This is a genomic window from Pseudomonas sp. 05L36 (genome assembly GCF_056398125.1).
Map to the genome: position 1 here is coordinate 90,387 of NZ_JBFTOU010000005.1, position 22,118 is coordinate 112,504.

Annotated in this window: 27 protein-coding genes; 7 read left to right on the forward strand and 20 right to left on the reverse strand. The window is 60.0% G+C overall.

Features of this window, described 5'->3' with window-relative positions; all coding sequences use genetic code 11:
* Positions 1-30: 30 nt before the first annotated feature.
* The 4 genes from AC1DKH_RS07505 to AC1DKH_RS07520 form a co-directional block, all read right to left on the reverse strand.
* Positions 31-534, reverse strand: a complete 504-nt coding sequence (locus AC1DKH_RS07505) for a DUF4142 domain-containing protein (RefSeq protein ID WP_477755359.1) — start codon at positions 532-534, stop codon at positions 31-33.
* 72 nt (positions 535-606) lie between these two features.
* A complete protein-coding gene (locus AC1DKH_RS07510) occupies positions 607-765 on the reverse strand; it encodes a KGG domain-containing protein (protein WP_477755358.1) in 159 nt (52 codons plus the stop codon).
* A 117-nt stretch (positions 766-882) separates the two neighbouring features.
* Entirely contained in the window at positions 883-2,229 is a 1,347-nt protein-coding gene (locus AC1DKH_RS07515) for a sensor domain-containing protein (protein WP_477797859.1), read from the reverse strand.
* Positions 2,230-2,308: 79 nt separating this feature from the next.
* Positions 2,309-2,947, reverse strand: coding sequence for a LysE family translocator (locus AC1DKH_RS07520; RefSeq protein WP_477765098.1), 639 nt, complete (start codon positions 2,945-2,947; stop codon positions 2,309-2,311).
* A gap of 153 nt (positions 2,948-3,100) precedes the next feature.
* Here AC1DKH_RS07520 and AC1DKH_RS07525 point away from each other — a divergent pair, with 153 nt between their 5' ends.
* Entirely contained in the window at positions 3,101-3,340 is a 240-nt protein-coding gene (locus tag AC1DKH_RS07525) for a CopG family ribbon-helix-helix protein (RefSeq protein WP_150727562.1), read from the forward strand.
* On the forward strand, positions 3,330-3,614 hold the full coding sequence (locus tag AC1DKH_RS07530; RefSeq protein ID WP_477755355.1) for a type II toxin-antitoxin system RelE/ParE family toxin: 285 nt from the start codon (positions 3,330-3,332) through the stop codon (positions 3,612-3,614). The genes AC1DKH_RS07525 and AC1DKH_RS07530 overlap by 11 nt, the downstream gene beginning before the upstream one ends.
* 20 nt (positions 3,615-3,634) lie before the next feature.
* Here the strand turns inward: AC1DKH_RS07530 and AC1DKH_RS07535 are convergent, their stop codons facing one another.
* Complete coding sequence (locus AC1DKH_RS07535) at positions 3,635-4,543, reverse strand: LysR substrate-binding domain-containing protein (RefSeq protein ID WP_477797860.1); 909 nt, start codon at positions 4,541-4,543, stop codon at positions 3,635-3,637.
* A gap of 77 nt (positions 4,544-4,620) precedes the next feature.
* On the opposite strand from AC1DKH_RS07535, the gene AC1DKH_RS07540 reads away from it, so the two are divergent.
* Positions 4,621-5,109 carry a DMT family transporter gene (locus tag AC1DKH_RS07540; RefSeq protein WP_477797861.1) on the forward strand — a complete coding sequence of 163 codons (489 nt, stop codon included), beginning with the start codon at positions 4,621-4,623 and terminating at the stop codon, positions 5,107-5,109.
* Positions 5,110-5,187: 78 nt separating this feature from the next.
* Here the strand turns inward: AC1DKH_RS07540 and AC1DKH_RS07545 are convergent, their stop codons facing one another.
* From AC1DKH_RS07545 to AC1DKH_RS07560, 4 genes are all read right to left on the reverse strand, one after another.
* Positions 5,188-6,519: an MFS transporter gene (locus AC1DKH_RS07545; protein ID WP_223462967.1), complete on the reverse strand. Its 1,332-nt coding sequence runs from the start codon at positions 6,517-6,519 to the stop codon at positions 5,188-5,190.
* A 173-nt stretch (positions 6,520-6,692) separates the two neighbouring features.
* Positions 6,693-7,619, reverse strand: a complete 927-nt coding sequence (locus AC1DKH_RS07550) for a hydroxymethylglutaryl-CoA lyase (protein WP_477797862.1) — start codon at positions 7,617-7,619, stop codon at positions 6,693-6,695.
* A complete protein-coding gene (locus AC1DKH_RS07555; protein ID WP_477765094.1) occupies positions 7,616-8,809 on the reverse strand; it encodes a CaiB/BaiF CoA transferase family protein in 1,194 nt (397 codons plus the stop codon). The genes AC1DKH_RS07550 and AC1DKH_RS07555 overlap by 4 nt, the downstream gene beginning before the upstream one ends.
* 239 nt (positions 8,810-9,048) lie before the next feature.
* Complete coding sequence (locus tag AC1DKH_RS07560) at positions 9,049-9,957, reverse strand: LysR family transcriptional regulator (RefSeq protein ID WP_477755349.1); 909 nt, start codon at positions 9,955-9,957, stop codon at positions 9,049-9,051.
* A 131-nt stretch (positions 9,958-10,088) separates the two neighbouring features.
* On the opposite strand from AC1DKH_RS07560, the gene AC1DKH_RS07565 reads away from it, so the two are divergent.
* On the forward strand, positions 10,089-11,108 hold the full coding sequence (locus AC1DKH_RS07565; protein ID WP_477797863.1) for a DUF4917 family protein: 1,020 nt from the start codon (positions 10,089-10,091) through the stop codon (positions 11,106-11,108).
* Positions 11,109-11,200: 92 nt separating this feature from the next.
* Here the strand turns inward: AC1DKH_RS07565 and AC1DKH_RS07570 are convergent, their stop codons facing one another.
* From AC1DKH_RS07570 to AC1DKH_RS07580, 3 genes are all read right to left on the reverse strand, one after another.
* Positions 11,201-11,545, reverse strand: a complete 345-nt coding sequence (locus AC1DKH_RS07570; protein ID WP_477756052.1) for a YegP family protein — start codon at positions 11,543-11,545, stop codon at positions 11,201-11,203.
* Between the two features lie 164 nt (positions 11,546-11,709).
* Positions 11,710-12,015, reverse strand: coding sequence for a ribbon-helix-helix domain-containing protein (locus AC1DKH_RS07575; RefSeq protein WP_008051823.1), 306 nt, complete (start codon positions 12,013-12,015; stop codon positions 11,710-11,712).
* Positions 12,016-12,029: 14 nt separating this feature from the next.
* A complete protein-coding gene (locus AC1DKH_RS07580; protein WP_477756054.1) occupies positions 12,030-12,611 on the reverse strand; it encodes a DJ-1/PfpI family protein in 582 nt (193 codons plus the stop codon).
* 222 nt (positions 12,612-12,833) lie between these two features.
* On the opposite strand from AC1DKH_RS07580, the gene AC1DKH_RS07585 reads away from it, so the two are divergent.
* On the forward strand, positions 12,834-13,724 hold the full coding sequence (locus AC1DKH_RS07585; RefSeq protein WP_477797864.1) for a DMT family transporter: 891 nt from the start codon (positions 12,834-12,836) through the stop codon (positions 13,722-13,724).
* Positions 13,725-13,806: 82 nt separating this feature from the next.
* Here the strand turns inward: AC1DKH_RS07585 and AC1DKH_RS07590 are convergent, their stop codons facing one another.
* The 3 genes from AC1DKH_RS07590 to AC1DKH_RS07600 form a co-directional block, all read right to left on the reverse strand.
* The gene (locus AC1DKH_RS07590) at positions 13,807-15,021 is read right to left on the reverse strand and encodes a class I SAM-dependent methyltransferase (protein WP_477756056.1); all 1,215 of its coding nucleotides are present in this window, start codon (positions 15,019-15,021) and stop codon (positions 13,807-13,809) included.
* 132 nt (positions 15,022-15,153) lie between these two features.
* Positions 15,154-15,516 carry a hypothetical protein gene (locus AC1DKH_RS07595; RefSeq protein ID WP_477756057.1) on the reverse strand — a complete coding sequence of 121 codons (363 nt, stop codon included), beginning with the start codon at positions 15,514-15,516 and terminating at the stop codon, positions 15,154-15,156.
* A gap of 2 nt (positions 15,517-15,518) precedes the next feature.
* Positions 15,519-15,797, reverse strand: a complete 279-nt coding sequence (locus AC1DKH_RS07600) for an Ogr/Delta-like zinc finger protein (protein WP_477797865.1) — start codon at positions 15,795-15,797, stop codon at positions 15,519-15,521.
* Positions 15,798-16,097: 300 nt separating this feature from the next.
* Here AC1DKH_RS07600 and AC1DKH_RS07605 point away from each other — a divergent pair, with 300 nt between their 5' ends.
* Positions 16,098-16,523, forward strand: a complete 426-nt coding sequence (locus AC1DKH_RS07605) for a helix-turn-helix domain-containing protein (RefSeq protein WP_477765088.1) — start codon at positions 16,098-16,100, stop codon at positions 16,521-16,523.
* Positions 16,524-16,604: 81 nt separating this feature from the next.
* Here AC1DKH_RS07605 and AC1DKH_RS07610 read toward each other — a convergent pair whose 3' ends face one another.
* The 5 genes from AC1DKH_RS07610 to AC1DKH_RS07630 form a co-directional block, all read right to left on the reverse strand.
* Positions 16,605-16,961 carry a putative holin gene (locus tag AC1DKH_RS07610; RefSeq protein ID WP_477756458.1) on the reverse strand — a complete coding sequence of 119 codons (357 nt, stop codon included), beginning with the start codon at positions 16,959-16,961 and terminating at the stop codon, positions 16,605-16,607.
* The gene (locus AC1DKH_RS07615; RefSeq protein WP_477756457.1) at positions 16,948-17,250 is read right to left on the reverse strand and encodes a helix-turn-helix transcriptional regulator; all 303 of its coding nucleotides are present in this window, start codon (positions 17,248-17,250) and stop codon (positions 16,948-16,950) included. Before AC1DKH_RS07615 ends, AC1DKH_RS07610 begins: the two co-directional genes overlap by 14 nt.
* A gap of 130 nt (positions 17,251-17,380) precedes the next feature.
* Positions 17,381-17,998, reverse strand: a complete 618-nt coding sequence (locus AC1DKH_RS07620) for a TPM domain-containing protein (RefSeq protein ID WP_477756456.1) — start codon at positions 17,996-17,998, stop codon at positions 17,381-17,383.
* Positions 17,999-18,026: 28 nt separating this feature from the next.
* Complete coding sequence (locus AC1DKH_RS07625) at positions 18,027-18,782, reverse strand: TPM domain-containing protein (RefSeq protein WP_477797866.1); 756 nt, start codon at positions 18,780-18,782, stop codon at positions 18,027-18,029.
* A gap of 135 nt (positions 18,783-18,917) precedes the next feature.
* On the reverse strand, positions 18,918-19,523 hold the full coding sequence (locus tag AC1DKH_RS07630; RefSeq protein ID WP_477797867.1) for a LemA family protein: 606 nt from the start codon (positions 19,521-19,523) through the stop codon (positions 18,918-18,920).
* 263 nt (positions 19,524-19,786) lie between these two features.
* Between AC1DKH_RS07630 and bglX the strand changes: the two genes are divergently transcribed.
* A complete protein-coding gene (gene bglX, locus AC1DKH_RS07635) occupies positions 19,787-22,078 on the forward strand; it encodes a beta-glucosidase BglX (RefSeq protein WP_477759797.1) in 2,292 nt (763 codons plus the stop codon).
* Positions 22,079-22,118 lie beyond the last annotated feature (40 nt).

The following is a 22,118-nucleotide window of genomic DNA, read 5'->3' on the forward strand; positions in this document are numbered from 1 at the left end:
TCCCGCGCCGTTTATGTTCAATCCTTGTGCTCAACTTTTGGCCTGCAATGCCTTGGCCATTTGCAGATGATTTTGCAATTTGGGCAGGGTTTCTTCGGCGAACGCCTTGATTTCCGGCACGTCGGTGGTCTGTGCTTCCTGCTGCAACTGATCGATGGCTTCCTGGGTGGTCTTCACCTGACTGGCTGCATAGGCCTCATCAAAGGTCGTCCCATCCATGGCTTGTGGCATCAGGGCTTTGGCCTTTTCGACAATTTCTTCGCGCGGGGCGACGGGCAAATCCAGTTGCCTGGCGATTTTCGCCAGGTGCTGGTTCGCAGTGGTGCGGTCGTTGATGACGACGATGGTGTAGTCCTTGACCTCTTTGGACTCGGATTTCTGGTGCGCCAGACGACTGGCTTCGATGTCGGCCATGCCTTTGGCCGAGGCTTCGTCGATGAATTCGGCGGATGACTGGGCAAAGACGCTACTGGCAAACAGCCCCAATAACGTGGCAAAACTGGCATTACATAATCGGGTGGCCATCCGGTTCATGGTCGCGCCCTCCTTGAAAAGTTCAAACGGGAGCTTTCGCCCCCGCTTCTCAATCAAAACCACCCGCATCCTTTAGCGGGATTTCTGACCGCCCTTGCGGCCCATGTCGGGTTTCGCCGGGTCTTTTTCGACGGTCGTGGTGGTGGTTTTCCCACCCTTGCGACCGGCTTCAGAAGCCTTCGTTCGATCGTTGGCGAAATTCCCCGAGTTCGAGTTTCTTGAGCTAGGCATGATTCTCTTCCTCTTGGTGATAGTCGCGGCGAGCTGTAGCCCCCATAGAATCTGAAGTTGCGCGTCCCAAAAGGTTTAGAAAATTATGTGGATACCACGACGAACGGTGCCTGGTTTTCAGACCAGTCGCAGGTGATGCTCGCGTTTGGCGCAATACATCGCTTCGTCGGCATGCCTGAACAATTGCTTCTCTTCGGTGCCGTGATCGGGGTATCGGGCGACGCCGATACTTGGCTGGATGTTCAGGCTGTGCCCGTCCAGACGCAGGGGCTGGACCAGGACCTGACGGATTTTCTCGACCACGATGTCGGTATCGTCCGCAGCGCGAATGCTGTGCAGCAACACCACGAACTCATCGCCGCCGATGCGTGCCACGGTGTCGGTTTCCCGCACGCAGCCCTTGAGCCGGTTGGCCACCGCTTGCAGCAGCATGTCGCCGACCGCGTGGCCATGGGTGTCGTTGACGTGCTTGAAGCGGTCGAGGTCGACGTACAACAGCGCCATGCGCCCGCGGTCTTCCCGGGCCACTTGCAGTGATGCCTTGAGCCGGTCGCGCAGCAGTTCGCGGTTGGGTAACTGGGTCAGTTGGTCGTACTGGGCCATGTATTGCAGGCGGGCATGCAGTTGCTTGCGCTCGATGGCGGTTGCGACCTGGGCGCAGACGTATTGCAGCAGTTCCTTGTCTTGCTCGGTGTAGCGCTCGCCGCCCGGAATGCTTTTGACGATCAACGCACCGATGGTGCCGTTTTGCGAGTTCAGCGGCACACCCAGCCAACACGGTGCGTTCTGCTCGGTTAACAGCGCTTCGAAGCCGGCAGGCGGTGTGCACTGGTCCGGGGTCAACAGGATCGGCTGCCCCGTGCGGATCACTTCGGCGCACAGGCGCCCGGTCATTGTTCCGGGCTGTTCGGGCTGTGGCTCGTGGTCATCGACGTGATAAGGGAAATTCAACTGTGCGCAGCGCTCGTCGTACAGTGCCACGGAAAAATTCAGTGCCGGCAACCATTCGCCGATGATCATGTGGATGCGTTTGAACAACGCCAGCAGATCCTCTGCCGCATGGGCCGCCTCGGAAATCGCATACAGCGCGGCCTGCCGGGATTCGGCCTGCTTGCGCTCGGTTATGTCGCGGGCCACCGCGATGCGCAATTGATCGTCCTCGGACCAGCGCGCCGACCAGAGGATGTGCACCACGCGACCATCCTTGCGCAGGTAGCGGTTTTCGAAGTTGAGCTTGGGCTCGCCACCCATGATTTCCCGGGCGGCATCGAGGGTTCGCTGGCGATCGGCCGGGTGCACCATGTCGATCATCGGCTGGCCGATCATCTCATCCGCGCTGTAGCCGAATATGCGCTCGCACGCCGCACTGACAAAGACGAAGCGGCCCTGTTTATCCACCGCACAGACGGCGTCCAGCAACAGATCGATGTAGCTCGCCAGCGGCGCGGAATTTCGGTTTTCCATGGTTCAGCGTGGGTGTCCCGATAATGCAGCGCTTATCAATCATCCCTGCCCTGTCGGCCTTGCATCCTTGTGATCATATTCAAGCCTTGTTCGGCATCAGCCCCGGCAACGCATGGACCAGCGCGTTAATGGCGAAACCGATGAACATCACCCCGCACAACCGGGTGATTGCCAGTTCATGACGCTGGTACAAGCTGCGCACTCGCCGCGCACCGACAACGCCAATGAGAATAGCGTAGGCGAGCAACCCGCCGACGAAACTCAGGGCGATCAGCGCCGGCAGCATTGACCAGTTGAGCAGTTCCGCGCGGCTCGACAACAGTGCCGTGAACGTCGCCACGGCCACCGGATAGGCCTTCGGATTGGTCAAACCGAACAGAATGCCGTGCCAGAACGGTTGCCGCGCCGGCCCCCGTGGCGCATCAGCGCTGCTGCGCCGGGCGCGCACCGCACGCCAGCCGAGCCAGAACAGGTACAGGCCGCTGAGCACACCGAGCACGTCGAACGCGGTACTGCCGATCTCTCGCGCACCGACAATCGCGATCAGCGCCGTACTGCACCAGATCACATCGCCGAGCAAATGCCCGCACAGAAACCCCGCCCCGGCCCGTCGCCCATGGGCCGCGCCAATGCCGAACACCGCCAGCACACCCGGACCGGGGGTGATGCCGTAGATAAAACCCGAGGCAAGCACGGCCATTAGCAACGATGGGGTCATGGGGAGTCCTTTTGAACGGCGTGGTGAATGGTCGCCAGTCTATATCAGGTCATTGCCTGTCGACTGAAACATCTCGACAGACGAACGGGCTGGCCCCGCCTCACTGATGACGGTGTAGTATGTTGTATTACAAACCACTACATCGAGACCACCATGTCAGTTATGTCCCTGCGCATACCAGACGAAATCGCCGATACCCTCGCGAGTCTTTCCAAGGCAACGGGCCGCAGCAAATCATTTCTGGCCGTGGATGCGCTGCGTGAATACCTGGCCCGTGAAGCGTGGCAAATCGAGGAAATTCAGAAAGCCTTGAAAGAAGCCGATGAAGGTGACTTCGCGACACAAGAAGAAGTAAACGCAATGGCTGACAAGTGGACGGCGAATGCGCGTTGAGTGGTTGCGTACGGCGTTAAAGAATCTGGATGACGAAGCCGCCTACATCGCCATCGAGAATCCAGAAGCTGCAGCAGATTTTGTTCGAGCGATTCTCGCCAGTGTCGATCACCTTGCGCGATTTCCAGCGACGGGTCGTGAAGGACGCTTACCCGGTACCCGGGAATGGGTCATGCCTGATCGCCCCTATTTGATTCCCTACCGGGTTCGCCAAGGTCGGCTTCAGGTACTACGAGTTTTTCATACGCGTCGCCTGCCACCTTCCAATTGGTAAAGGCCATTTTAGAAAAGCTTCTAGCGTTCGATCCCCTCCCCAATCCTCCGATTCAACCAGTTCAATGCCTGATCCCCACCCCGCCGTGTATGCCACGCCAACACAAAAGTGAACGATGGAATGTGAAACGGCGGTGGCACGACAACCAATGTGGACTCATCGATATCGCGTAAGCCGCGCGATGCGACGGTGAGGATCAGGTCGGTACCGCTGATGAGCTGCGGGGCGACGCTCCAGTGTGGCAGGCTGATGGCGACACGCCGGCGTTCGCGCAATGCGGTCAGCGCCCGCTCGATTTCCGGGGTGCCGCTGCCGCGCATCTCCAGCAGGACGTGAGGGCGTGCCAGATAAGTGGGCAGGTCGAGTACACCATCGGCGGGCAGGCTTTTGCGGTCCAGCAGGCAGGCGTAGTGCTCTTCGAACATCGGCGTGCTGCGCAACTCGTTGGGCATTTCCGGGAATACACCGGCGGCGACATCAATGTCACCGTTGAGCACCCCTTCGAGCATGCTTTCGCGGCTGCCATGGCTGATTTGCAGGTCAATGCCCGGCGCTTCGCGGCGCAACGCTCGGATCAGCCCCGGCAGGACAATGGCGGCGCCGTAGTCGGACATCGCCAGGCGGAAGGTGCGCTGGGTGATCGCGGGATCGAAGGCGTTCGGCGCCAGCAGCGCTTGCACCTGGGCCAAGGCTTCGGCCAGCGGTGCCACCAGTTCCAGCGCTCGCGGAGTCGGTACTAGGCTGGCACCGGCGCGCACCAGCAGGGGATCGCCGAGCAGGTCACGCAATCGCGCCAGCGCATGACTGACCGCTGGCTGGCTCAAGTGCAGACGCTCGGCCGCCCGGGTCACGTGTTGCTCGCTGAGCAAGGCGTCGAGGATTACCAGCAAATTGAGGTCGATGCGTCGAAGATCATTCATCTGCTGCATGTTCTGAATAGCAAAACGGAATTTAAATCTGCGCGACGAATACCCTAGAGTCCAGCAAAACCTGTTGGAGCATGAACATGAGTACGTTGCATTGGGTCGGTCTGATAGGGCTGGCGATAATCGCCGGGGCGGTGGTGCCGTTTCAGAGCGCCATCAACGTCAATCTCGGGCGCGGGTTGGGCCATCCGTTGTGGGCGACGCTCGCCTCGTTGCTGGTGAGTGTTGTGGTGTTGTTGCCGATCATCGTTGCAATGCGCTTGCCGTTGCCGTCACTGGCGTTCATCAGCAAGGCGCCGCTCTGGATGTGGGCCGGTGGCGCGTTTGGGGTGTGTTTTATTTCCCTGGCGTTGGTGCTGCTGCCCAAACTCGGGGCCGCGGGGTTCATGGCATTGGCGATGGCGGGGCAAGTGGTGGCGTCGTTGTTGCTGGATCACTTTGGCTGGTTTGGGTTGGTGGAGCGGCAGGTCACCTTGCCGAAGGTGTTTGGGGTGGCGCTGTTGATGGCAGGGGTGGTGTTGATTCAGTTTAGTGCCGGTGCGGAAAAAGCGATGACAGCGACTTCTTGAAGATCAAAAGATCGCAGCCTCCGGCAGCTCCTACGGGGATGCGTGGTCCGTGTAGGAGCTGCCGAAGGCTGCGATCTTTTAAAACTTATCGAGTGTGCGCAACTTCTGCGGCAATCCCCACAGCAACAGCGCCACCGCGATCAGCGCACAGACACCGATGACATACAGCGCCGGCGTGGTGCTGCCGGTCAGGTCCTTGATCCGGCCGACCATCACCGGGCTGACGATGCCGCCGAACTGGCCCAGGGTGTTGATCACCGCAATCCCGCCGGCAGCGCCCGCGCCGGCACCGGCCAGCAGTTTCGGCGGCAAGGTCCAGAAGCTCGGGATGGAGGCGATGATCCCGGCACCGAGCAGGCCCAACGCGACAATCAGGAAGGTCGTGTGGTTGGCGAAGATCCCCGCGCAGAAGAACCCGATCGCACCGACCGCCACCAGACCGGCGACAAACTTGCGGCGCTCGCCAGAAGCATCGGACAGGCGTCCGATCACCACCATGCTGATGGCACCGCAGATGTACGGGATGGCTGTCAGCAAGCCGATCATCACCGGACTTTCGGTCCCTGCGCTGCGGATCAGTTGTGGCGCCCAGAAATTCAAGCCGTAGGACGCCACCTGAATCAGGAAATAGATCAGGCCCAAGGTCAGGAAACCCGGAATCCGCAGCGCGGCGAGCAGCGAACCACCGCTCTTGTGCGGCTCATGCTGGGCGATGCGGCTGGCCAGCAGGGTCTTCTCCGAAGGCGTCAGCCAATGGGCGTCTTCGATGCGGTCCTTGAGCAGGGTCAGCACCAGCAAACCGAGGCCGATGCACGGCACGCCACCGAGCAGGAACAGCCAGTGCCAGCCGCGCATTTGCAGCACGCCGTCGAGGTGTTGCAGCACAAGCCCCGAGAACGGCGCGCCCACCAGGCCGGCGAACGCCGACGACAGGAACAGCATCGAGGTGATACGCCCGCGATAGTGCTGCGGGAACCACAGGGTCAGGTAGTACAGCACGCCCGGGGCAAACCCCGCCTCCATCGCACCGATCACGAAGCGCAGCACGTAGAACTGCCATTCGCTGTTGACGAACACCATGGCCGCCGTGGCCAGGCCCCAGGACATCATGATCCGGGCGATCCAGCGGCGTGCGCCGACCTTGTACAGCATCATGTTGCTCGGCACTTCGAAAATCACGTAACCGACCACGAACAACCCGGCGCCGAGGCCGTACGCGGTGTCGCTCAGGCTCAGGTCGGTCTGCAGCTGAAACTTGGCGAAGCTGATGTTGATGCGGTCGAAAAAGGCGAACAGGTAGCAGACCATGATCAGCGGCATCAGGCGCCAGGCGACTTTACTGACCAAGGCTTTTTCGGTGTCGTGGCTAACGGCCGGGCTCGCGCCGGCCTCCAGTGCATTCAGGCTCATTGCAGTTCTCCAGGCGGACTTCCCGTGGGTGTCCGATTGTTTTTGTTGTCTGGTTGAGGTGTTTTTTACTGTGGGAGCGAGCTTGCTCGCGATTGCGTCGGGTCAGCCAACATTGATGTTGACTGTGACTCAGTCATCGCGAGCAAGCTCGCTCCCACAGGGGCTCTGTGGTGTCAGGTGGGGATCGGGTGCAAATCACAATTGCGCCCGGCCTTGGCCAGTTGTCCAGGCACTTCATGGCCGAGCAGCGCCGGCAGTCCTCGGGACAGTTTCAGTAGCAGCGGCAAATCGATACCGGTGTGAATGCCGACTTCATCGCACAGGTTCACCAGATCCTCGGTGCAGATGTTTCCCGACGCCCCCGGCGCAAACGGGCAGCCGCCGAGACCACCGAGGGCCGCGTCGAAGCGCCGGGCACCGGCCTCGTAGGCGGCCAGCACGTTGCACAGGCCGAGGCCGCGGGTGTTGTGAAAGTGCAGGGTCAGGTCCGTCGGGGACACCCGCTGCAGCACCCGGCGCACCAGTCGGTCGACCTGACGCGGGTTGGCCATGCCCGTCGTGTCGGCCAGGGTGATGCCCTGGATGCCGAGCTCCTGATAGGCCTCAACGATGTGCAGTACACGGTCCTCATCGATCTTGCCCTCGAACGGGCAGCCGAAGGTGGTGGCGATGCTGGCGTTGAGTCGCACGGTACTGTCGCCGACGAACTGCACAATCTCGCCGAACGCGGCCAATGAATCTTCACAACCCATGCGCATGTTCGCCCGGTTATGAGTCTGGCTGGCAGACATCACCAGGTTCAGCTCATCGGCACGGCACGCCAGTGCCCGTTGCGCGCCTTTGAGGTTGGGGATTAGCGCGACGTAGATCACCCCCGGTTGCCGGGCGATGCCCTTGAACACCAGTTCGCCATCGCGCAGTGCAGGAATGGCTTTGGGTGACACGAACGAACCGGCTTCGATGCGGCTGAATCCGGCCTGCGACAATTGATCGATCAAGGCAATCTTGTCGTCGGTTTCAACCCAGGTCGGCTCGATTTGCAAACCGTCGCGCGGGGACACTTCCTGCACGATCAGGCTATCGGAATAATCAGTGATCATTGCACCACTCCTTCGACTTTCAGGCGTTCGATGTCCATCGCGGTCAGGCCCAATTGCGCGAGGATGCCGTCGGTGTGCTGGCCCAGCCCGGGGCCGGACCAGTTCACGCCGCCGGGCGTCTCGGAGAGTTTCGGCACGATGCCCGGCATCTTCACCGTGGCGCCACCGGGCAGCTCGGCATTGAGCAGCATGTCCCGCGCCTGATAGTGCGGATCGGCGACGATGTCGGCCACCGAATAGATGCGCCCGGCCGGGACTTCGGCGGCTTCCAGGGCGGCCAGTACTTCGTCGATGGGCAGACTGCTGGTCCAGTGGGTGATGGCGGCATCAAGCAGATTGCTTTTGGCCGCACGCCCGTCGTTGTGAGCGAATTCCGCCGCCTCGGCCAGATCGGCGCGGCCGATGGTTTGCATCAGGCGCTTGTAGATCGGATCGCTGTTGCCGGCAATCACCACGTAGGCGCCATCAGCCGTCAGGTAAGTGTTGGACGGCGCAATACCCGGCAAGGCACCGCCGCTACGTTCGCGCACATGGCCAAGCATGTCGTATTCCGGCACCAGGCTTTCCATGACGTTGAACACGCTTTCGGCCAGGGACACATCAACGATTTGCCCGCCGCCCTGCCCGGTCTTGACCCTTAGCAGCGACATCAGCGCACCGATCACCGCATGCAACGAAGCCAGGGAATCGCCAAGGCTCACGCCAACCCGCGCCGGCGGCGAACCTGGCGTGCCGGTGGTGTAGCGGATGCCGCCCATGGCCTCGCCGATGGCGCCAAAACCCGGACGATCGCGGTACGGGCCGGTCTGGCCGTAACCGGAAATCCGCACCAGCGTCAGGTTGGGATTGAGCGCGTGCAACACGTCCCAACCGAGGCCCAGTTTCTCCAGGGCGCCGGGGCGCAGGTTTTCGATCAGCACATCGGCGCTGGTCGCCAGTTGCTTGACCAGTTCTATACCTTCGGGGGATTTGAGGTTCAGCGCCAGGGACTTCTTGTTGCGTGATTGCAGGTACCACCACAACGAGGTGCCTTCGTGCAGCTTGCGCCATTTGCGCAGGGGATCGCCCTGGCCCATGGCTTCGATCTTGATCACCTCGGCGCCGAACTCGGCCAGCATGCGCGCCGCAAATGGCGCGGCGATCAGCGTGCCGATCTCGATCACTTTGATCGCACTCAAGGGGGCAGTCATCGCGGGGTACCTCTTGTTCTTGGAATATGCGCCAAGGCTAGAGGACAGGGGGCTCGGGAATCCAACCTTCAGTTAGCAACGGGCGTTCGCGAAATGCGAACGCTCGACAAGAGGATTATCGCGACCTTCAGTCCGCCATCGCGAGCAGGCTCACTCCTACAGTTGATTCGTGGCGATCACACATCCCCTGTAGGAGCGAGCCTGCTCGCGATGAGGCCCGCCCATTCAGCCGAGAACTATCAGGCTGAACCCCGCAAATGCTCAAACAACATCCGGCTCACCGGCGACAGCAACGCCTCATCGCGCACCACCAGAATCAAGGCCCGGTCCGACCATTCGTCCGTCAACGGCACCGCGTGCAAGCCCAGTGCCCGGCCAAACAATTCATAGGCCCGCTGCGGAAGGATGCCAATCCCCATGTTGGCCTGGATCATCCGGCACATGGCATCGAACCCTGGCACATGAATGCGCACCCGCAACACCTTGCCGGCCTCACGGGCTGCGGCATGGGTACGCATGTTGATCGAACTGGCGGCATGCAAGCCAACGTAATCACTGCCCAGCGTATCGGCGAACGCCACGCTCGACCGGCTCGCCAATGGATGATGGGGCGGCATCAACACCACCAGTTTGTCCTGGCGATACAGCACGCTGTGCAGGCCCTTGATGTCACTGTCGATGGAACAGATCCCGAGGTCGGCCACCCCGTCGAGCACGCCCTGAATCACCCCGGCGCTGGGCCGTTCTTCGAGGTCGGTCTTGACCTGTGGGTGACGCTCGGAAAAATCCCGCAGGTCCTCGGGCAAAAACTGAATGATCGCCGACAGGTTGGCGAGCATCCGCACATAGCCGCGCACACCGTGGCTGTGCTCGCCCAGTTCAAGGCCCATTTTTTCGACGTTGAACAACATCTGCCGGGCATGGTGCAGCAGGGTTTCACCGGCCGGCGTCAGTGACATGCCCTTGGCCTGGCGCACGAACAGACTGATGCCCAGCGCCTCCTCCAGCTCCATCAAGCGCTTGCTCGCCGCCGAGACGGCAATCGCTTCGCGCGAGGCGGCACGGGTCAGCGTGCCTTCTTCATGGACGGCGACGAACAGTTGCAGAGTGATCAGGTCGAGACGGCGGATCAGGCTTTTTTGCAGCATCGGGTACTCGGCGAAGTCGGCTCAGGCAAAGTCGCAGCATAGCGTTCTTCGCCCGCGTCGTGCCGTGGTCCGGGCACCGGTCGTGATAAAGTCGCCGCCCACAGACCTTTTGCCGTGAGACGAAGACCGCAATGACCGATTTCCAGGATGTCGATGCCCAACTTGAAGACTGGAACGTCTTGCGCAACACCGCTTCGTTCAGTGGTTTGCTGGTGGGCAACGGCGCCAGTCGCGCGGTGTGGGACGATTTCGGCTACGAGTCGCTGTTCGAAAACGCCCGCACCGTTGAAGAAAAACCCCTGAGCCCGTCCGAGCTGAGCGTGTTCGATGCGCTGCAGACCCGCAGTTTCGAGCAGGTATTGAGCGCACTGAAAACCACCAGCCGGGTTAACAAGGCCCTGGCTGTCAGCTCCGCCGCCCCACGCAATCGCTATTACGCGATCAAGGAAGCGCTGATCAACACCGTGCATGCGCTACATATCCCGTGGCGGCTGGTGGTGCCTTCGACGCTGGCGACGATCAATCAGGAACTGACCAGTTATCGCACGGTGTTCACCACCAATTACGACTTGCTCTCCTACTGGGCGGTGCAACACCAACCTGGGGCGATTACCGACCTGTTCCAGGGAGGCGAACCCGGTTTCGACCTGAGCGACACGGCCACCGACAAAACCCGTTTGCTGTACCTGCACGGAGGCCTGCACCTGGTGCGCAACCAGGACGGCACGGCGCGCAAGCTGATGTCGACCGAGGGCACGTTGCTGGGCAATTTCGCCATCAACAACACGATCAAGACCCTCGACGACGTGCCGCTGTTCGTCAACGAAGGGCCGAGCGCGGACAAGCTCAAGACCATCCGCAGTTCGGACTATCTGTCGTTCTGCTACGAGCAACTACTCGGTCACGGCCAGGCACTGTGCATCTTCGGCCATGCGTTGGGGGAGCAGGACAGACATATCATCCACGCCTTGCGCCTGGCGAAACCGCAGGTGCTGGCGATCTCGATTTACCCGCGCAGCAAGGCCTTCATCCAGCACCAGAAACGGCATTACGCGAAGGTGTTTGAGGGGACGGGGGTTGAGTTGCGGTTTTTTGATTCGAAGAGCCATGGGCTGGGTGGTCCGAAGCTGGCGGTTCCGGTCGAGGTTTAGCGGCGACGCAGCTGCCGCTATCGCGAGCAGGCTCGCTCCTACATTGGAATGCATTCCCCCACAGGGATTTGTGCTGGATTTGAAAGCTGTACTCAAAACACCGGCAACGTCTTGTCCTTGACCACCTTGGTCGAGCCGTTGGCCTTCACGCTGGCGATACCTTTCTCCATGGCTGCAGCGGAGGAATAAGCCTCGCTGCTGCCGATGATCTCGTGGTTGCCCGCCTTGAGGTTGAAATACGGATGGCCATCCTTGGTGGTTTTCTTCTCGTAACGTTCATCCAGCTGGCTGTTGGCCTGGACCGAGGCGATGCCTTTGTCGGCGGCGGCGTGGGTGGTGTACAGCTCGCTGGTCAGAATGGTCTCGGCGTTGGCCGCCTTCAGGACAAACCTGAACTGGCCATTGCTGCTTTTGCTCACTTCATACCATCCGGACATGCTCTTTCTCCTGGGTGATTGAGAGGTTGCGCGCTTCACAGTAAAGACCAGCCTGGTGTTTCTGTCGCCTGTACCGGCCCCATCGCGAGCAAGCTCGCTCCCACAGGTTCAGCGTGACCCCTGTGGGAGCGAGCTTGCTCGCGAAAGGGGCAATGCGGTTGCAGCTATTTCACCACTGCCCGCACCACCGACAACTCCGGCGCCGATGTCCGCCGCTGGCTCAGATACCGCGTACAACTCACCCGCAGGAACGAAGCGAAATTGACCACCTCACCGCGATAGTCCATCACCTCTTCATACAGCTTGGCGATCAATTGGTTGGTGGTCATGCCGTCGACTTCGGCGATTTCGCTGAGGATGTCCCAAAACTGATTCTCCAGCCGCAGGGTGGTGACCACCCCGCAGATGCGCAGCGAGCGGGAGCGCGATTCGTAGAGTATCGGGTCGGCTTTGACGTACAGCTCGCACATGGACCTATCCCTCGTTACAGCGTGATTTTGGTACCTAGCAACCCCAGGAAACCGGCCAGCCAGTTCGGGTGTGCAGGCCAGGCCGGAGCCGTGGCCAGATTGCCCTGAACATGGCCGTCCGTCACCGGAATGTCGATATACGTACCGCCCGCCAGGCGCACTTCCGGGGCGCAGGCTGGATAAGCGCTGCACTCGCGACCTTCGAGAACACCCGCGGCCGCCAGCAACTGCGCGCCATGGCACACGGCGGCGATAGGTTTGCCGGCCTTGTCGAATGCGCGCACCAGTTCCAGGACTTTTTCGTTCAGGCGCAGATACTCCGGCGCACGGCCGCCCGGAATCAGCACGGCGTCATAATCGACGGCGTTGACCTTGGCGAAATCAAAGTTCAGGGCAAACAGGTGACCGGGTTTTTCACTGTAGGTCTGGTCGCCTTCAAAGTCATGGATCGCCGTGCGCACAGTCTGGCCGGCGGCTTTGTCCGGGCAAACGGCGTGTACCGTATGGCCGACCATCAGCAGCGCCTGGAACGGCACCATCACTTCATAGTCTTCGACGTAATCACCGACCAGCATCAGAATTTTTTTCGCAGCCATGGGGAGGACTCCTCTGGAAGTGGGCTTGCAGGAGTATTCAAGGTAGTCCTTATCCGGCTGGGCGGGTAACAACCGGCTACTACGAATGCACAGGACCACTGTAGGAGCTGCCGAAGGCTCGCAACTGTACGGATAACTCTGCACCTAGCTGTAACAGCGGCTTACACCGGGTTTATGGCTAGATAACACCACCTCCCACCTTCCACGATTCTGGTTGCCATCATGTCCTCGCGCGAAAACACCGGCATGGCCCTGGGCCTGCTCGGCGTTGTGATCTTCAGCCTCACCCTGCCCTTCACGCGGATCGTCGTGCAGGAACTGCACCCGCTGCTCAACGGCCTGGGCCGGGCACTGTTTGCGGCGGTTCCTGCGGCGTTGCTGTTGCTGTGGCACCGGGAAAAATGGCCGACCTGGAAGCAGGTCAAAGGCCTGACGCTGGTGGTGGCCGGGGTGATTCTCGGCTTCCCGGTATTGTCGGCCTGGGCCATGCAAACCTTGCCGGCGTCCCACGGTGCGCTGGTCAACGGTTTGCAGCCGCTGTGCGTGGCACTGTATGCCGCGTGGTTGTCCCATGAGCGGCCTTCGAAAGCCTTCTGGGCCTGCGCGGCATTGGGCAGCGCGTTGGTGCTCGGTTATGCACTGATCAGCGGTGCCGGCAGCATTCAGGCCGGAGATTTGCTGATGCTTGGTGCCATTGCAGTGGGCGGATTGGGCTACGCCGAGGGAGGCCGACTGGCCAGGGAGATGGGTGGCTGGCAGGTGATCTGCTGGGCGCTGGTGTTGTCGACGCCGCTGCTGATCGGCCCGGTGGTGTATCTGGCGCTGCAGCATCAGGGCGAGGTTTCCGCCAAGACCTGGTGGGCCTTCGGTTATGTTTCGCTATTTTCGCAGTTCATCGGCTTCTTCGCCTGGTACGCCGGGCTGGCCATGGGCGGCATTGCCCGGGTCAGCCAGATCCAGTTGCTACAGATTTTCTTCACCATCGCCTTCTCGGCGCTGTTTTTCGGTGAACATGTGGAGCCGATTACCTGGCTGTTTGCTGGCGGGGTGATCGTGACGGTGATGCTCGGGCGCAAGACAGCAGTGCGCCCGGCGCGGGTTGCTACCGCATAACCTGTAGGAGCCGGCTTGCCGGCGAAGGCGTCCTTGAGATCGCTTTCGCTGGCAAGCCAGCTCCTACAGGATTGTGGGGGGATTAGAGGTAACCGTCAGCGCGCAGCAAGGTTTCCAGGCAATGCTCGCTGATGTGATAGAAATCCTTCAGCTCCTGAATCTTCGCCAGCAACAAGGCCGGGGCCACCGGCTCGGCGCGTTTGACCGCCAGGATCATCTTGTTCTTGTTGGTGTGGTCCAGTGAGATGAACTCGAACACTTTGGTCTCGTAGCCGCAGGCCTCAAGGAACAACGCGCGCAAACTGTCGGTGACCATTTCCGCCTGCTGGCCCAAGTGCAGACCGTATTGCAGCATCGGCTTGAGCAGCACCGGGCTCTGGATTTGCAGGCGGATCTGCTTGTGGCAGCACGGCGAGCACATGATGATCGCCGCGCCGGAACGGATGCCGGTGTGGATCGCATAGTCAGTGGCGATATCGCAGGCATGCAGGGCGATCATCACGTCCAGCTCGCTCGGCGCCACGCTGCGCACGTCACCGCACTTGAACACCAGGCCGGGGTGCTCAAGCTTGGCGGCCGCTGTATTGCACAGGGTGACCATGTCTTCACGCAGTTCGACACCGGTCACCTCGCCTTGGGCCTTCAAGGTGTTGCGCAGATAGTCGTGGATTGCGAAGGTCAGGTAACCCTTGCCCGATCCGAAGTCTGCCACGCGCACTGGTTTGTCCAGCGCCAGGGGCGACGAGGTCAGCGCATGGCTGAACACTTCGATGAACTTGTTGATCTGCTTCCACTTGCGCGACATCGCCGGGATCAGTTCATGCTGCTTGTTGGTCACACCCAGGTCGGCGAGAAACGGCCGGCTCAGGTCAAGAAAACGGTTTTTTTCACGGTTGTGCTCGGCCGATGGCACTTCGCGCAATTGTTGAGGTTTGCTCTTGAACAGCGATGACTTGCCCTTTTTGCTGTATTCGAGCTGGGCTTCGTCGGTCAACGCCAACAAATGCGCATTTTTGAACGACGCTGGCAGCAGCTCGGCAATGCTCGCCACGCCTTCGGCCAGCGGCAGGTTCTTGGTGATGTCGCGGGTCTTGTAGCGGTAGACGAAGGACAGGCAAGGCAGCGCCTTGACCGTCACCGGTTTGATGATGATCCGCTGCAGGTCCGTTTCATCGCCCACGTACTTGGCCAGCACCAGTTTGATGAACGCATTTTGCTCGAGGCTGGTTTGCACCAGGTCGATGAACTGGGCGTGATGATCCGGCGCGAGGCTGGCGGGAGTGGCGGTGACGGACATGGAAAAACGGCCTCAGGCGATGCAAATCGGAGAATGCCGGTATTTTAAGGGGGACGAGGACTTTGGGCACGGGGTTATTTTGCGGCAGGTCCCAGTCATGGTGCCCAGGACCTCAATACAACCGCTGAAAACTCAGGGTTCCACCAGGCGAAGCCTGCGGTTATTCGGCGAGTTGATGATGTGTTTGACGATCAGCCCCACTGGCACCGCCCAAGTCAGGCCATTGGCAGGGTCCGTCACCACGGCGACCGTTTCGGAACTGGCATCGATATCCAGGCGCCGCCGGTCGTTGCACGACTTGAGTACGCCGTAGGCACGGCTGACCAGCCTTTCCGCCAGGTACATCGGTACATCCATATTCTGCAGATGCTTCACCGCGCGACAAAACAGGACTTGATCATCGTTCCCCCCTTCACTTTCATGGCGCCCCAGAAACGCTTGGGCTATAGCCAACAGTTCCTCATTCATATCTGCATTTTCATCGATGACCTTCATGCTCACGTCTCCTGCGGCACGTCTGTCGTGGCAGGATTGATTGCTACGGGCCGGGCGGCACGGCGCAAATCGGGTCCGGCGCAAGGCAGGCGTACGGCCGGATTGGGCATGCCACTGGGCGAAAGTTCATGGGTCATTTCAAATTCGGCACGCACGGACCAACCGCAAACTTCCGACGTGCATTGCAGATACGCCACCCGCAGGAAAATATGTCGGCCTTCGCTGGTGCGGATGCGCATCCTGTTCAAGCAGTGCGGGCACACCATTTTATAAGTACTCATGCTTGATTCCCGACGGTCATTGGGTGGCAATCAACCTGATCAAACGCAATACTGCTTGAGAGTTTCATCGCGGCGCTCCGGTCTTGCGAACAGTGTCTGCCAGACATAAGGAAGTGCATCGGGCAGTCGCGTAATGGGTTCGAGCCATGCTCGTAGGAAATCACCCTGATAGCATTAGGAAGTTTCGACATCGTATTCTTCTGACTCATCTTTGATGATTGATTAGTTACAAGAAAAAAAGTACTCATTACGCATAAATTAGTCACTCAAAAAGCATATGTCAAAAGGAAGAGGCTCAAATTGCGTAGCAAAAAATCACAAGCTGTTCTGGCTCGTTTAAAGCAAATTACAGGTACTAAAACCGATGTTTCTTTATCTTCGGCGCTACAGATCAGCCCGCAAACCCTTAGTAGCTGGAAAGGCCGCGACAGCACGCCGTACTCATTATGCGTAGAAATTGCTCAAACTCGGGGTATCTCCCTTGATTGGTTGCTGCTGGGCGAAGGTCCGATTTTGAGACAAACAGTTACTAATTCTTCGGAAGCCAATCAGGAAAGCACAACACGGGAAAACACCATTCTCACGCTCTGGCGGTTGCTCGACGAAGATGATCGCTGCGCCATACAACACGCACTCGAGGAAAAGCAACGACTGCGTGATATGGAACTCAGGCTTTCCGAAATGGCCTCCATTCTGGCAACACTTAAACCTTCGAATGAAACTTGATGACCTATGTAATCCGAAGTTTCATAGCTTCAAGACATGCCGCGCCCGCCACCCACACCAAAGCAATCCATTCATGGCCCCTCATCTTCGCCTTCGCAGGTGTCGAATGATTTCGCCGATACCGACGCTATCGATCCATTGCATGAACTTGATGCTGATAGGAATAACAACCAGTGCGCAAAGAAAGGCTGTCACGCCTGCTGTCAGAAAAGGCACCAGCGGATGTGCGACAGGCGTGAAGAGGTAACCGACACCCGCAGACAGCGACCAGGAACCGATGCGTTGCCAGGCCTTGAAGTCAGTGCGAGTGGTTGTAACCAGCCACGCGCCGAGCATTGCACCAAACAGTACCTCGCCATCAACCACTGGCAGTGATGCAATCCCCATTCCCAACATGAGCCCACTGATACCGTTGTAGGTCGAATCAGTCAGGCTCATGTGCACCTCGCGCAACGACCGAATCCACGATGATCGCTCCCGACTCGATCGCCTTGAGCAAGGCAGAACTGCGAGTGCTGACGTCGAACTTTCGGCGAATATTGGCGAAGTGAAAATTAACGGTAGATTCCGCGCAATTCTCGATCCTGGCGATTTCCCAGGAAGTCTTGCCCTTGAAACACCACATCAGGATTTGTGTTTCTTTCGCCGTCAGCTTCGCCGTTGGTGTACTTCCCTCTCCGCCGGGTGCTACCCGCGCCAAAGAGTCATTCGATTGTTGGGTTGACATAAGAATCCCTCTTTGCGGGAACACCCGTCGCTGGGCGTCCACTGTTAGAGAGAAATACTGACGATCAGGCCGAACCCGAACAATCGACGGGAGTTGTAGCGGCGAGCGCTACATAACACGATGAAAAGTCTTAGCCGAGTACTACCAACCGGTTCGGCAACTCATTGCGCGCATGGGTCACTGGCACATGCACTTTGAGCAATTCGCCACAGGCTTCGATGCAGCTGACAAACCCTTGCAGCGTCTGCCCCTGCTTCACCTGTTGGGTGAACGTGGCGACAATGGCGTCCCAGTTCTTGTTGTCCAGGCGACTGGAAATCCCTTCATCCACCAGGATCTCCACATAACGCTCGGCCTCGGAGACGAAAATCAGCACGCCAGTGCTGCCCTCGGTGTGGTGCAGGTTCTGCTCCAGGAACTGCCGGCGCGCCAGGTTCGAGGCGCGCCAGTGGCGCACCGAGCGCGGGATCAGATGGGTGGTGACGTTCGGCAGGCGGAACACCAGGCACAGCACAATGAAGAGCGCCCATTGCACCATCAGCAGGCTGTGCAGGGTCAGCCAACCGGTGAGGTAATGCACGACGCCCGGCACCAGCAGCGCCAGCAGGCTGGCCCACAGCAACGGGATGTACGCATAGTCGTCGGCGCGGGCCGCGAGCACGGTCACCAGTTCCGCATCAGTATCGCGCTCGACCCGGGCAATTGCCTCGGCCACTTTGCGTTGTTCGTGTTCAGTCAGTAATGCCATGTCGTGAAGTGCCTGCTCGTTTTTATTATCACCAGCCGCCGGACGAACCGCCCCCGCCGAAACTGCCCCCGCCGCCGCTGAAGCCTCCACCTCCACCGCCGCCGCCAAATCCACCACCGCCAAAGCCGCCCCCGGATCCGCCGGAGCCGCCCCGGCCGGCGGGAAGGATACCGAGCATCTGGCACACAAAAACAGTCAGGATGAACAACATCAGCAAAAACACGAACAACCCGGGATGCCGCGAGACGAAATCGCCCCCCGGATCGCCTCTGGATTCATACGCCGTGGAGGGTTCGTCCAGGGGGTTGCCGCCCAGCACCACCAGCATCGCCGCCACGCCGTCACTGATGCCCTTGCTGAAGTTGCCGGTCTTGAACGCCGGGGTAATGACCTGGTTGATGATCACCGAACTCTGGGCATCGGTCAGGCGATCCTCCAGGCCGTAGCCGACTTCGATGCGAAGTTTACGCTCGTCCCGGGCGACGATCAGCAAGGCGCCGTTGTTCTTGTCCTTCTGCCCGATGCCCCAGTGGCGGCCGAGTTGGTAACCGAAGTCGGCGATGTCTGTGCCTTGCAAATCCGGCAAAGTCACGACCACAAGCTGCTCGCCGGTGGCTTGCTCATGGGCCTGAAGTTGTTGGCTGAGTTGCTGGCGCACCGATGACTCGATCATCTGCGCATTGTCGACCACCCGCCCGGTCAGCGCCGGGAAGCTCAGCTCGGCCCGGGCCGTGATCGTCACCAGCCAGAACAACAGCAACAGGACTGTTTTAAACACACGCATTAGCAACCTCTTCCGTCCCAAGCCTGGCCCTGTAGGAGCTGCCGCAGGCTGCGATCTGTTGATCTTGACCTTTAGCGCTCGCGAAAAAATCAAAGTCAAAAGATCGCAGCCTGCGGCAGCTCCTACAGGGTTGATTCAGAATTTGACCTCGGGGGCCTTTTCCGACCCCGGTGTGGCTTCGAAGGTCTCGCGCACCGGCAGGTCGCTGTACATCACGCTGTGCCACAGGCGACCGGGGAACGTGCGGATCTCGGTGTTGTATTTCTGCACCGCGAGGATGAAATCACGCCGGGCCACGCTGATCCGGTTCTCGGTGCCTTCAAGCTGCGATTGCAAGGCGAGGAAGTTCTGGTTGGCCTTCAGGTCCGGATAGCGCTCGGAGACCACCATCAAACGACTCAAGGCGCCACTGAGCTGATCCTGGGCCTGTTGGTACTGCTTGAGTTTTTCCGGGTTGTCGAGGGTCGAGGCATCCACCTGGATCGACGTGGCCTTGGCCCGAGCTTCAATGACCGCCGTCAGGGTCTCTTCCTCATGTTTGGCGTAGCCCTTGACGGTTTCCACCAGATTGGGAATCAGGTCAGCACGGCGCTGATACTGGTTCTGCACCTGGCCCCAGGCGGCCTTGGCCTGTTCGTCGAGGGTCGGGATGTTGTTGATGCCGCAAGCGGTCAGCAACGTGGCCAGCATCAGCAGCGTGGCGACCTGCAGGCGCGAACGGTAGATTGGACTTGCATTCATCAGGCTGAAGCTCCCTTGTACATTTCATGAAAAGACCGACCGTGAAACCTACTGAGCCGGCTCTTGGGGCATAATCGCCCGCGCCTCTGGATTGCAACGGGCCGATGGGCTAAAAAGAGGCCCTGCGCAAAAACGCATCCGCCATCTGGCTGTGGTTTTTTGGCTCTGGTCTTTTGAGCGGGCACCCGAACAACAATAGACGCTCCCTAAATTTTGGCTGGCCGGCGTGTGCATCGCCGTTTGGGCCCTTGAGAAAACTATTCATGAAGAAGCTGTGTTTGCTGGGCCTGTTCGTCAGCCTGGCCAGTCATAACGTATTGGCCGCCACGACACCCGCACCCCTGGAGAACAAGGAAGCCTTCGTCAGCAATCTGATGAAGCAAATGACCCTCGATGAAAAAATCGGCCAGTTGCGCCTGATCAGCATCGGCCCGGAAATGCCCCGGGAGCTGATCCGCAAGGAAATCGCGGCGGGCAACATCGGTGGTACGTTCAACTCGATCACCCGCCCGGAAAACCGGCCGATGCAGGACGCGGCCATGCGCAGCCGCCTGAAGATACCGATGTTCTTCGCCTACGACGTGATCCACGGCCACCGCACCATTTTCCCGATCCCGCTGGCCCTGGCCTCGAGCTGGGACATGGACGCCATTGGCCTGTCCGGGCGCATCGCCGCCAAGGAAGCCGCGGCTGACAGCCTCGACATCACCTTCGCGCCGATGGTCGACATCTCCCGCGACCCGCGTTGGGGCCGTACTTCCGAAGGCTTCGGCGAAGACACCTACCTGGTGTCGCGCATAGCCGGCGTGATGGTCAAGGCGTTCCAGGGCACTGGCGCCAACGCGGCCGACAGCATCATGGCCAGCGTCAAGCACTTCGCCCTGTACGGCGCGGTCGAGGGTGGCCGCGACTACAACATCGTCGACATGAGCCCGGTCAAAATGTACCAGGACTATCTGCCACCGTACCGTGCGGCGATTGACGCCGGTGCCGGCGGAGTGATGGTCGCGCTGAACTCGATCAACGGCGTGCCGGCCACCGCCAACACCTGGCTGATGAACGACCTGCTGCGCAAGGAGTGGGGCTTCAAGGGCCTGGCAGTCAGCGACCACGGGGCGATTTTCGAGCTGATCAAGCACGGCGTTGCCGCCGACGGTCGCGAAGCGGCGAAGCTGGCGATCAAGGCCGGCATCCACATGAGCATGAACGACACCCTGTACGGCAAAGAGCTGCCAGGGCTGCTGAAGTCCGGCGAGATCCAGCAGAGCGACATCGACAATGCCGTGCGTGCGGTACTGGGCGCCAAGTACGACATGGGCCTGTTCAAGGACCCGTACCTGCGCATCGGCAAGGCCGAGGATGACCCGGTCGACACCTACGCCGACAGCCGTCTGCACCGCGCCGAGGCCCGCGATGTGGCGCGTCGCAGCCAGGTGCTGCTGAAAAACCGCAACGAAACCCTGCCACTTAAGAAGACTGCAAAAATCGCCCTGGTCGGTCCGCTGGCCAAGGCGCCCATCGACATGATGGGCAGCTGGGCCGCTGCCGGTAAACCGGCGCAATCGGTGACCCTGTTCGACGGCATGACCAACGCCCTTGGCGCTCAATCGACGCTGATCTACGCTCGTGGCGCCAACATCACCAGTGACAAGAACATCCTCGGCTACCTCAACTTCCTCAACTTCGACGCCCCGGAAGTGGTGGATGACCCTCGCCCGGCGAACGTGCTGATCGACGAAGCAGTGAAAGCGGCCAAGGACGCTGACGTAGTGGTTGCCGCCGTCGGCGAATCCCGTGGCATGTCCCACGAATCGTCGAGCCGCACCGACCTGAACATCCCGGAAAACCAGCGCGAGCTGATTCGCGCATTGAAAGCCACCGGCAAACCGCTGGTGCTGGTGTTGATGAACGGCCGCCCACTGACGATCCTCGAGGAGAGGGAGCAGGCTGACGCGATCCTGGAAACCTGGTTCACCGGCACCGAGGGCGGCAACGCCATCGCCGATGTGCTGTTCGGCGACTACAACCCGTCGGGCAAACTGCCGATCAGTATCGCGCGCTCGGTCGGCCAGATTCCGACCTACTACAACCACCTGACCATTGGCCGGCCGTTCACCCCGGGCAAACCGGGCAACTACACCTCGCAATATTTCGATGACACCACAGGCCCCCTGTACCCGTTCGGTTATGGCCTGAGCTACACCGAGTTCAGCCTGAGCGACATGGCCCTGTCGTCGACCACACTGAACAAGACCGGCAAGCTCGACGCCAGCGTCACAGTGAAGAACACCGGCAAGCGTGACGGCGAAACCGTGGTGCAGTTGTACATCCAGGACGTGGCCGGCTCGATGATCCGCCCGATCAAGGAACTGAAGAACTTCCAGAAAGTGATGATCAAGGCCGGCGAACAGAAGGTCGTGCACTTCACCATCACCGAGGACGAGCTGAAGTTCTACAACACCCAGCTCAAGTACGCGGCGGAGCCGGGCAAGTTCAACGTGCAGATCGGCCTGGATTCCCAGGACGTGACGCAGCAGAGTTTTGAGTTGCTGTAACCTTTAAAAGCAAAAGATCGCAGCCTGCGGCAGCTCCTAC

Coding starts and splice junctions, on each gene's coding strand:
- AC1DKH_RS07540 (WP_477797861.1), top strand. CDS start 4,621: ATGAGTACGTTGCATTGGGTCGGTCTGATAGGGCTGGCGATAATCGCC.
- AC1DKH_RS07595 (WP_477756057.1), bottom strand. CDS start 15,516: ATGAAGGTCATCGATGAAAATGCAGATATGAATGAGGAACTGTTGGCT.
- AC1DKH_RS07520 (WP_477765098.1), bottom strand. CDS start 2,947: ATGACCCCATCGTTGCTAATGGCCGTGCTTGCCTCGGGTTTTATCTAC.
- AC1DKH_RS07630 (WP_477797867.1), bottom strand. CDS start 19,523: ATGAATGCAAGTCCAATCTACCGTTCGCGCCTGCAGGTCGCCACGCTG.
- bglX (WP_477759797.1), top strand. CDS start 19,787: ATGAAGAAGCTGTGTTTGCTGGGCCTGTTCGTCAGCCTGGCCAGTCAT.
- AC1DKH_RS07550 (WP_477797862.1), bottom strand. CDS start 7,619: ATGATCACTGATTATTCCGATAGCCTGATCGTGCAGGAAGTGTCCCCG.
- AC1DKH_RS07575 (WP_008051823.1), bottom strand. CDS start 12,015: ATGTGCGAGCTGTACGTCAAAGCCGACCCGATACTCTACGAATCGCGC.
- AC1DKH_RS07545 (WP_223462967.1), bottom strand. CDS start 6,519: ATGAGCCTGAATGCACTGGAGGCCGGCGCGAGCCCGGCCGTTAGCCAC.
- AC1DKH_RS07590 (WP_477756056.1), bottom strand. CDS start 15,021: ATGTCCGTCACCGCCACTCCCGCCAGCCTCGCGCCGGATCATCACGCC.
- AC1DKH_RS07615 (WP_477756457.1), bottom strand. CDS start 17,250: ATGTCAACCCAACAATCGAATGACTCTTTGGCGCGGGTAGCACCCGGC.
- AC1DKH_RS07570 (WP_477756052.1), bottom strand. CDS start 11,545: ATGTCCGGATGGTATGAAGTGAGCAAAAGCAGCAATGGCCAGTTCAGG.
- AC1DKH_RS07530 (WP_477755355.1), top strand. CDS start 3,330: ATGCGCGTTGAGTGGTTGCGTACGGCGTTAAAGAATCTGGATGACGAA.
- AC1DKH_RS07620 (WP_477756456.1), bottom strand. CDS start 17,998: ATGGCATTACTGACTGAACACGAACAACGCAAAGTGGCCGAGGCAATT.
- AC1DKH_RS07565 (WP_477797863.1), top strand. CDS start 10,089: ATGACCGATTTCCAGGATGTCGATGCCCAACTTGAAGACTGGAACGTC.
- AC1DKH_RS07560 (WP_477755349.1), bottom strand. CDS start 9,957: ATGCTGCAAAAAAGCCTGATCCGCCGTCTCGACCTGATCACTCTGCAA.
- AC1DKH_RS07625 (WP_477797866.1), bottom strand. CDS start 18,782: ATGCGTGTGTTTAAAACAGTCCTGTTGCTGTTGTTCTGGCTGGTGACG.
- AC1DKH_RS07505 (WP_477755359.1), bottom strand. CDS start 534: ATGAACCGGATGGCCACCCGATTATGTAATGCCAGTTTTGCCACGTTA.
- AC1DKH_RS07525 (WP_150727562.1), top strand. CDS start 3,101: ATGTCAGTTATGTCCCTGCGCATACCAGACGAAATCGCCGATACCCTC.
- AC1DKH_RS07555 (WP_477765094.1), bottom strand. CDS start 8,809: ATGACTGCCCCCTTGAGTGCGATCAAAGTGATCGAGATCGGCACGCTG.
- AC1DKH_RS07580 (WP_477756054.1), bottom strand. CDS start 12,611: ATGGCTGCGAAAAAAATTCTGATGCTGGTCGGTGATTACGTCGAAGAC.
- AC1DKH_RS07515 (WP_477797859.1), bottom strand. CDS start 2,229: ATGGAAAACCGAAATTCCGCGCCGCTGGCGAGCTACATCGATCTGTTG.
- AC1DKH_RS07535 (WP_477797860.1), bottom strand. CDS start 4,543: ATGCAGCAGATGAATGATCTTCGACGCATCGACCTCAATTTGCTGGTA.
- AC1DKH_RS07510 (WP_477755358.1), bottom strand. CDS start 765: ATGCCTAGCTCAAGAAACTCGAACTCGGGGAATTTCGCCAACGATCGA.
- AC1DKH_RS07610 (WP_477756458.1), bottom strand. CDS start 16,961: ATGAGCCTGACTGATTCGACCTACAACGGTATCAGTGGGCTCATGTTG.
- AC1DKH_RS07600 (WP_477797865.1), bottom strand. CDS start 15,797: ATGAGTACTTATAAAATGGTGTGCCCGCACTGCTTGAACAGGATGCGC.
- AC1DKH_RS07585 (WP_477797864.1), top strand. CDS start 12,834: ATGTCCTCGCGCGAAAACACCGGCATGGCCCTGGGCCTGCTCGGCGTT.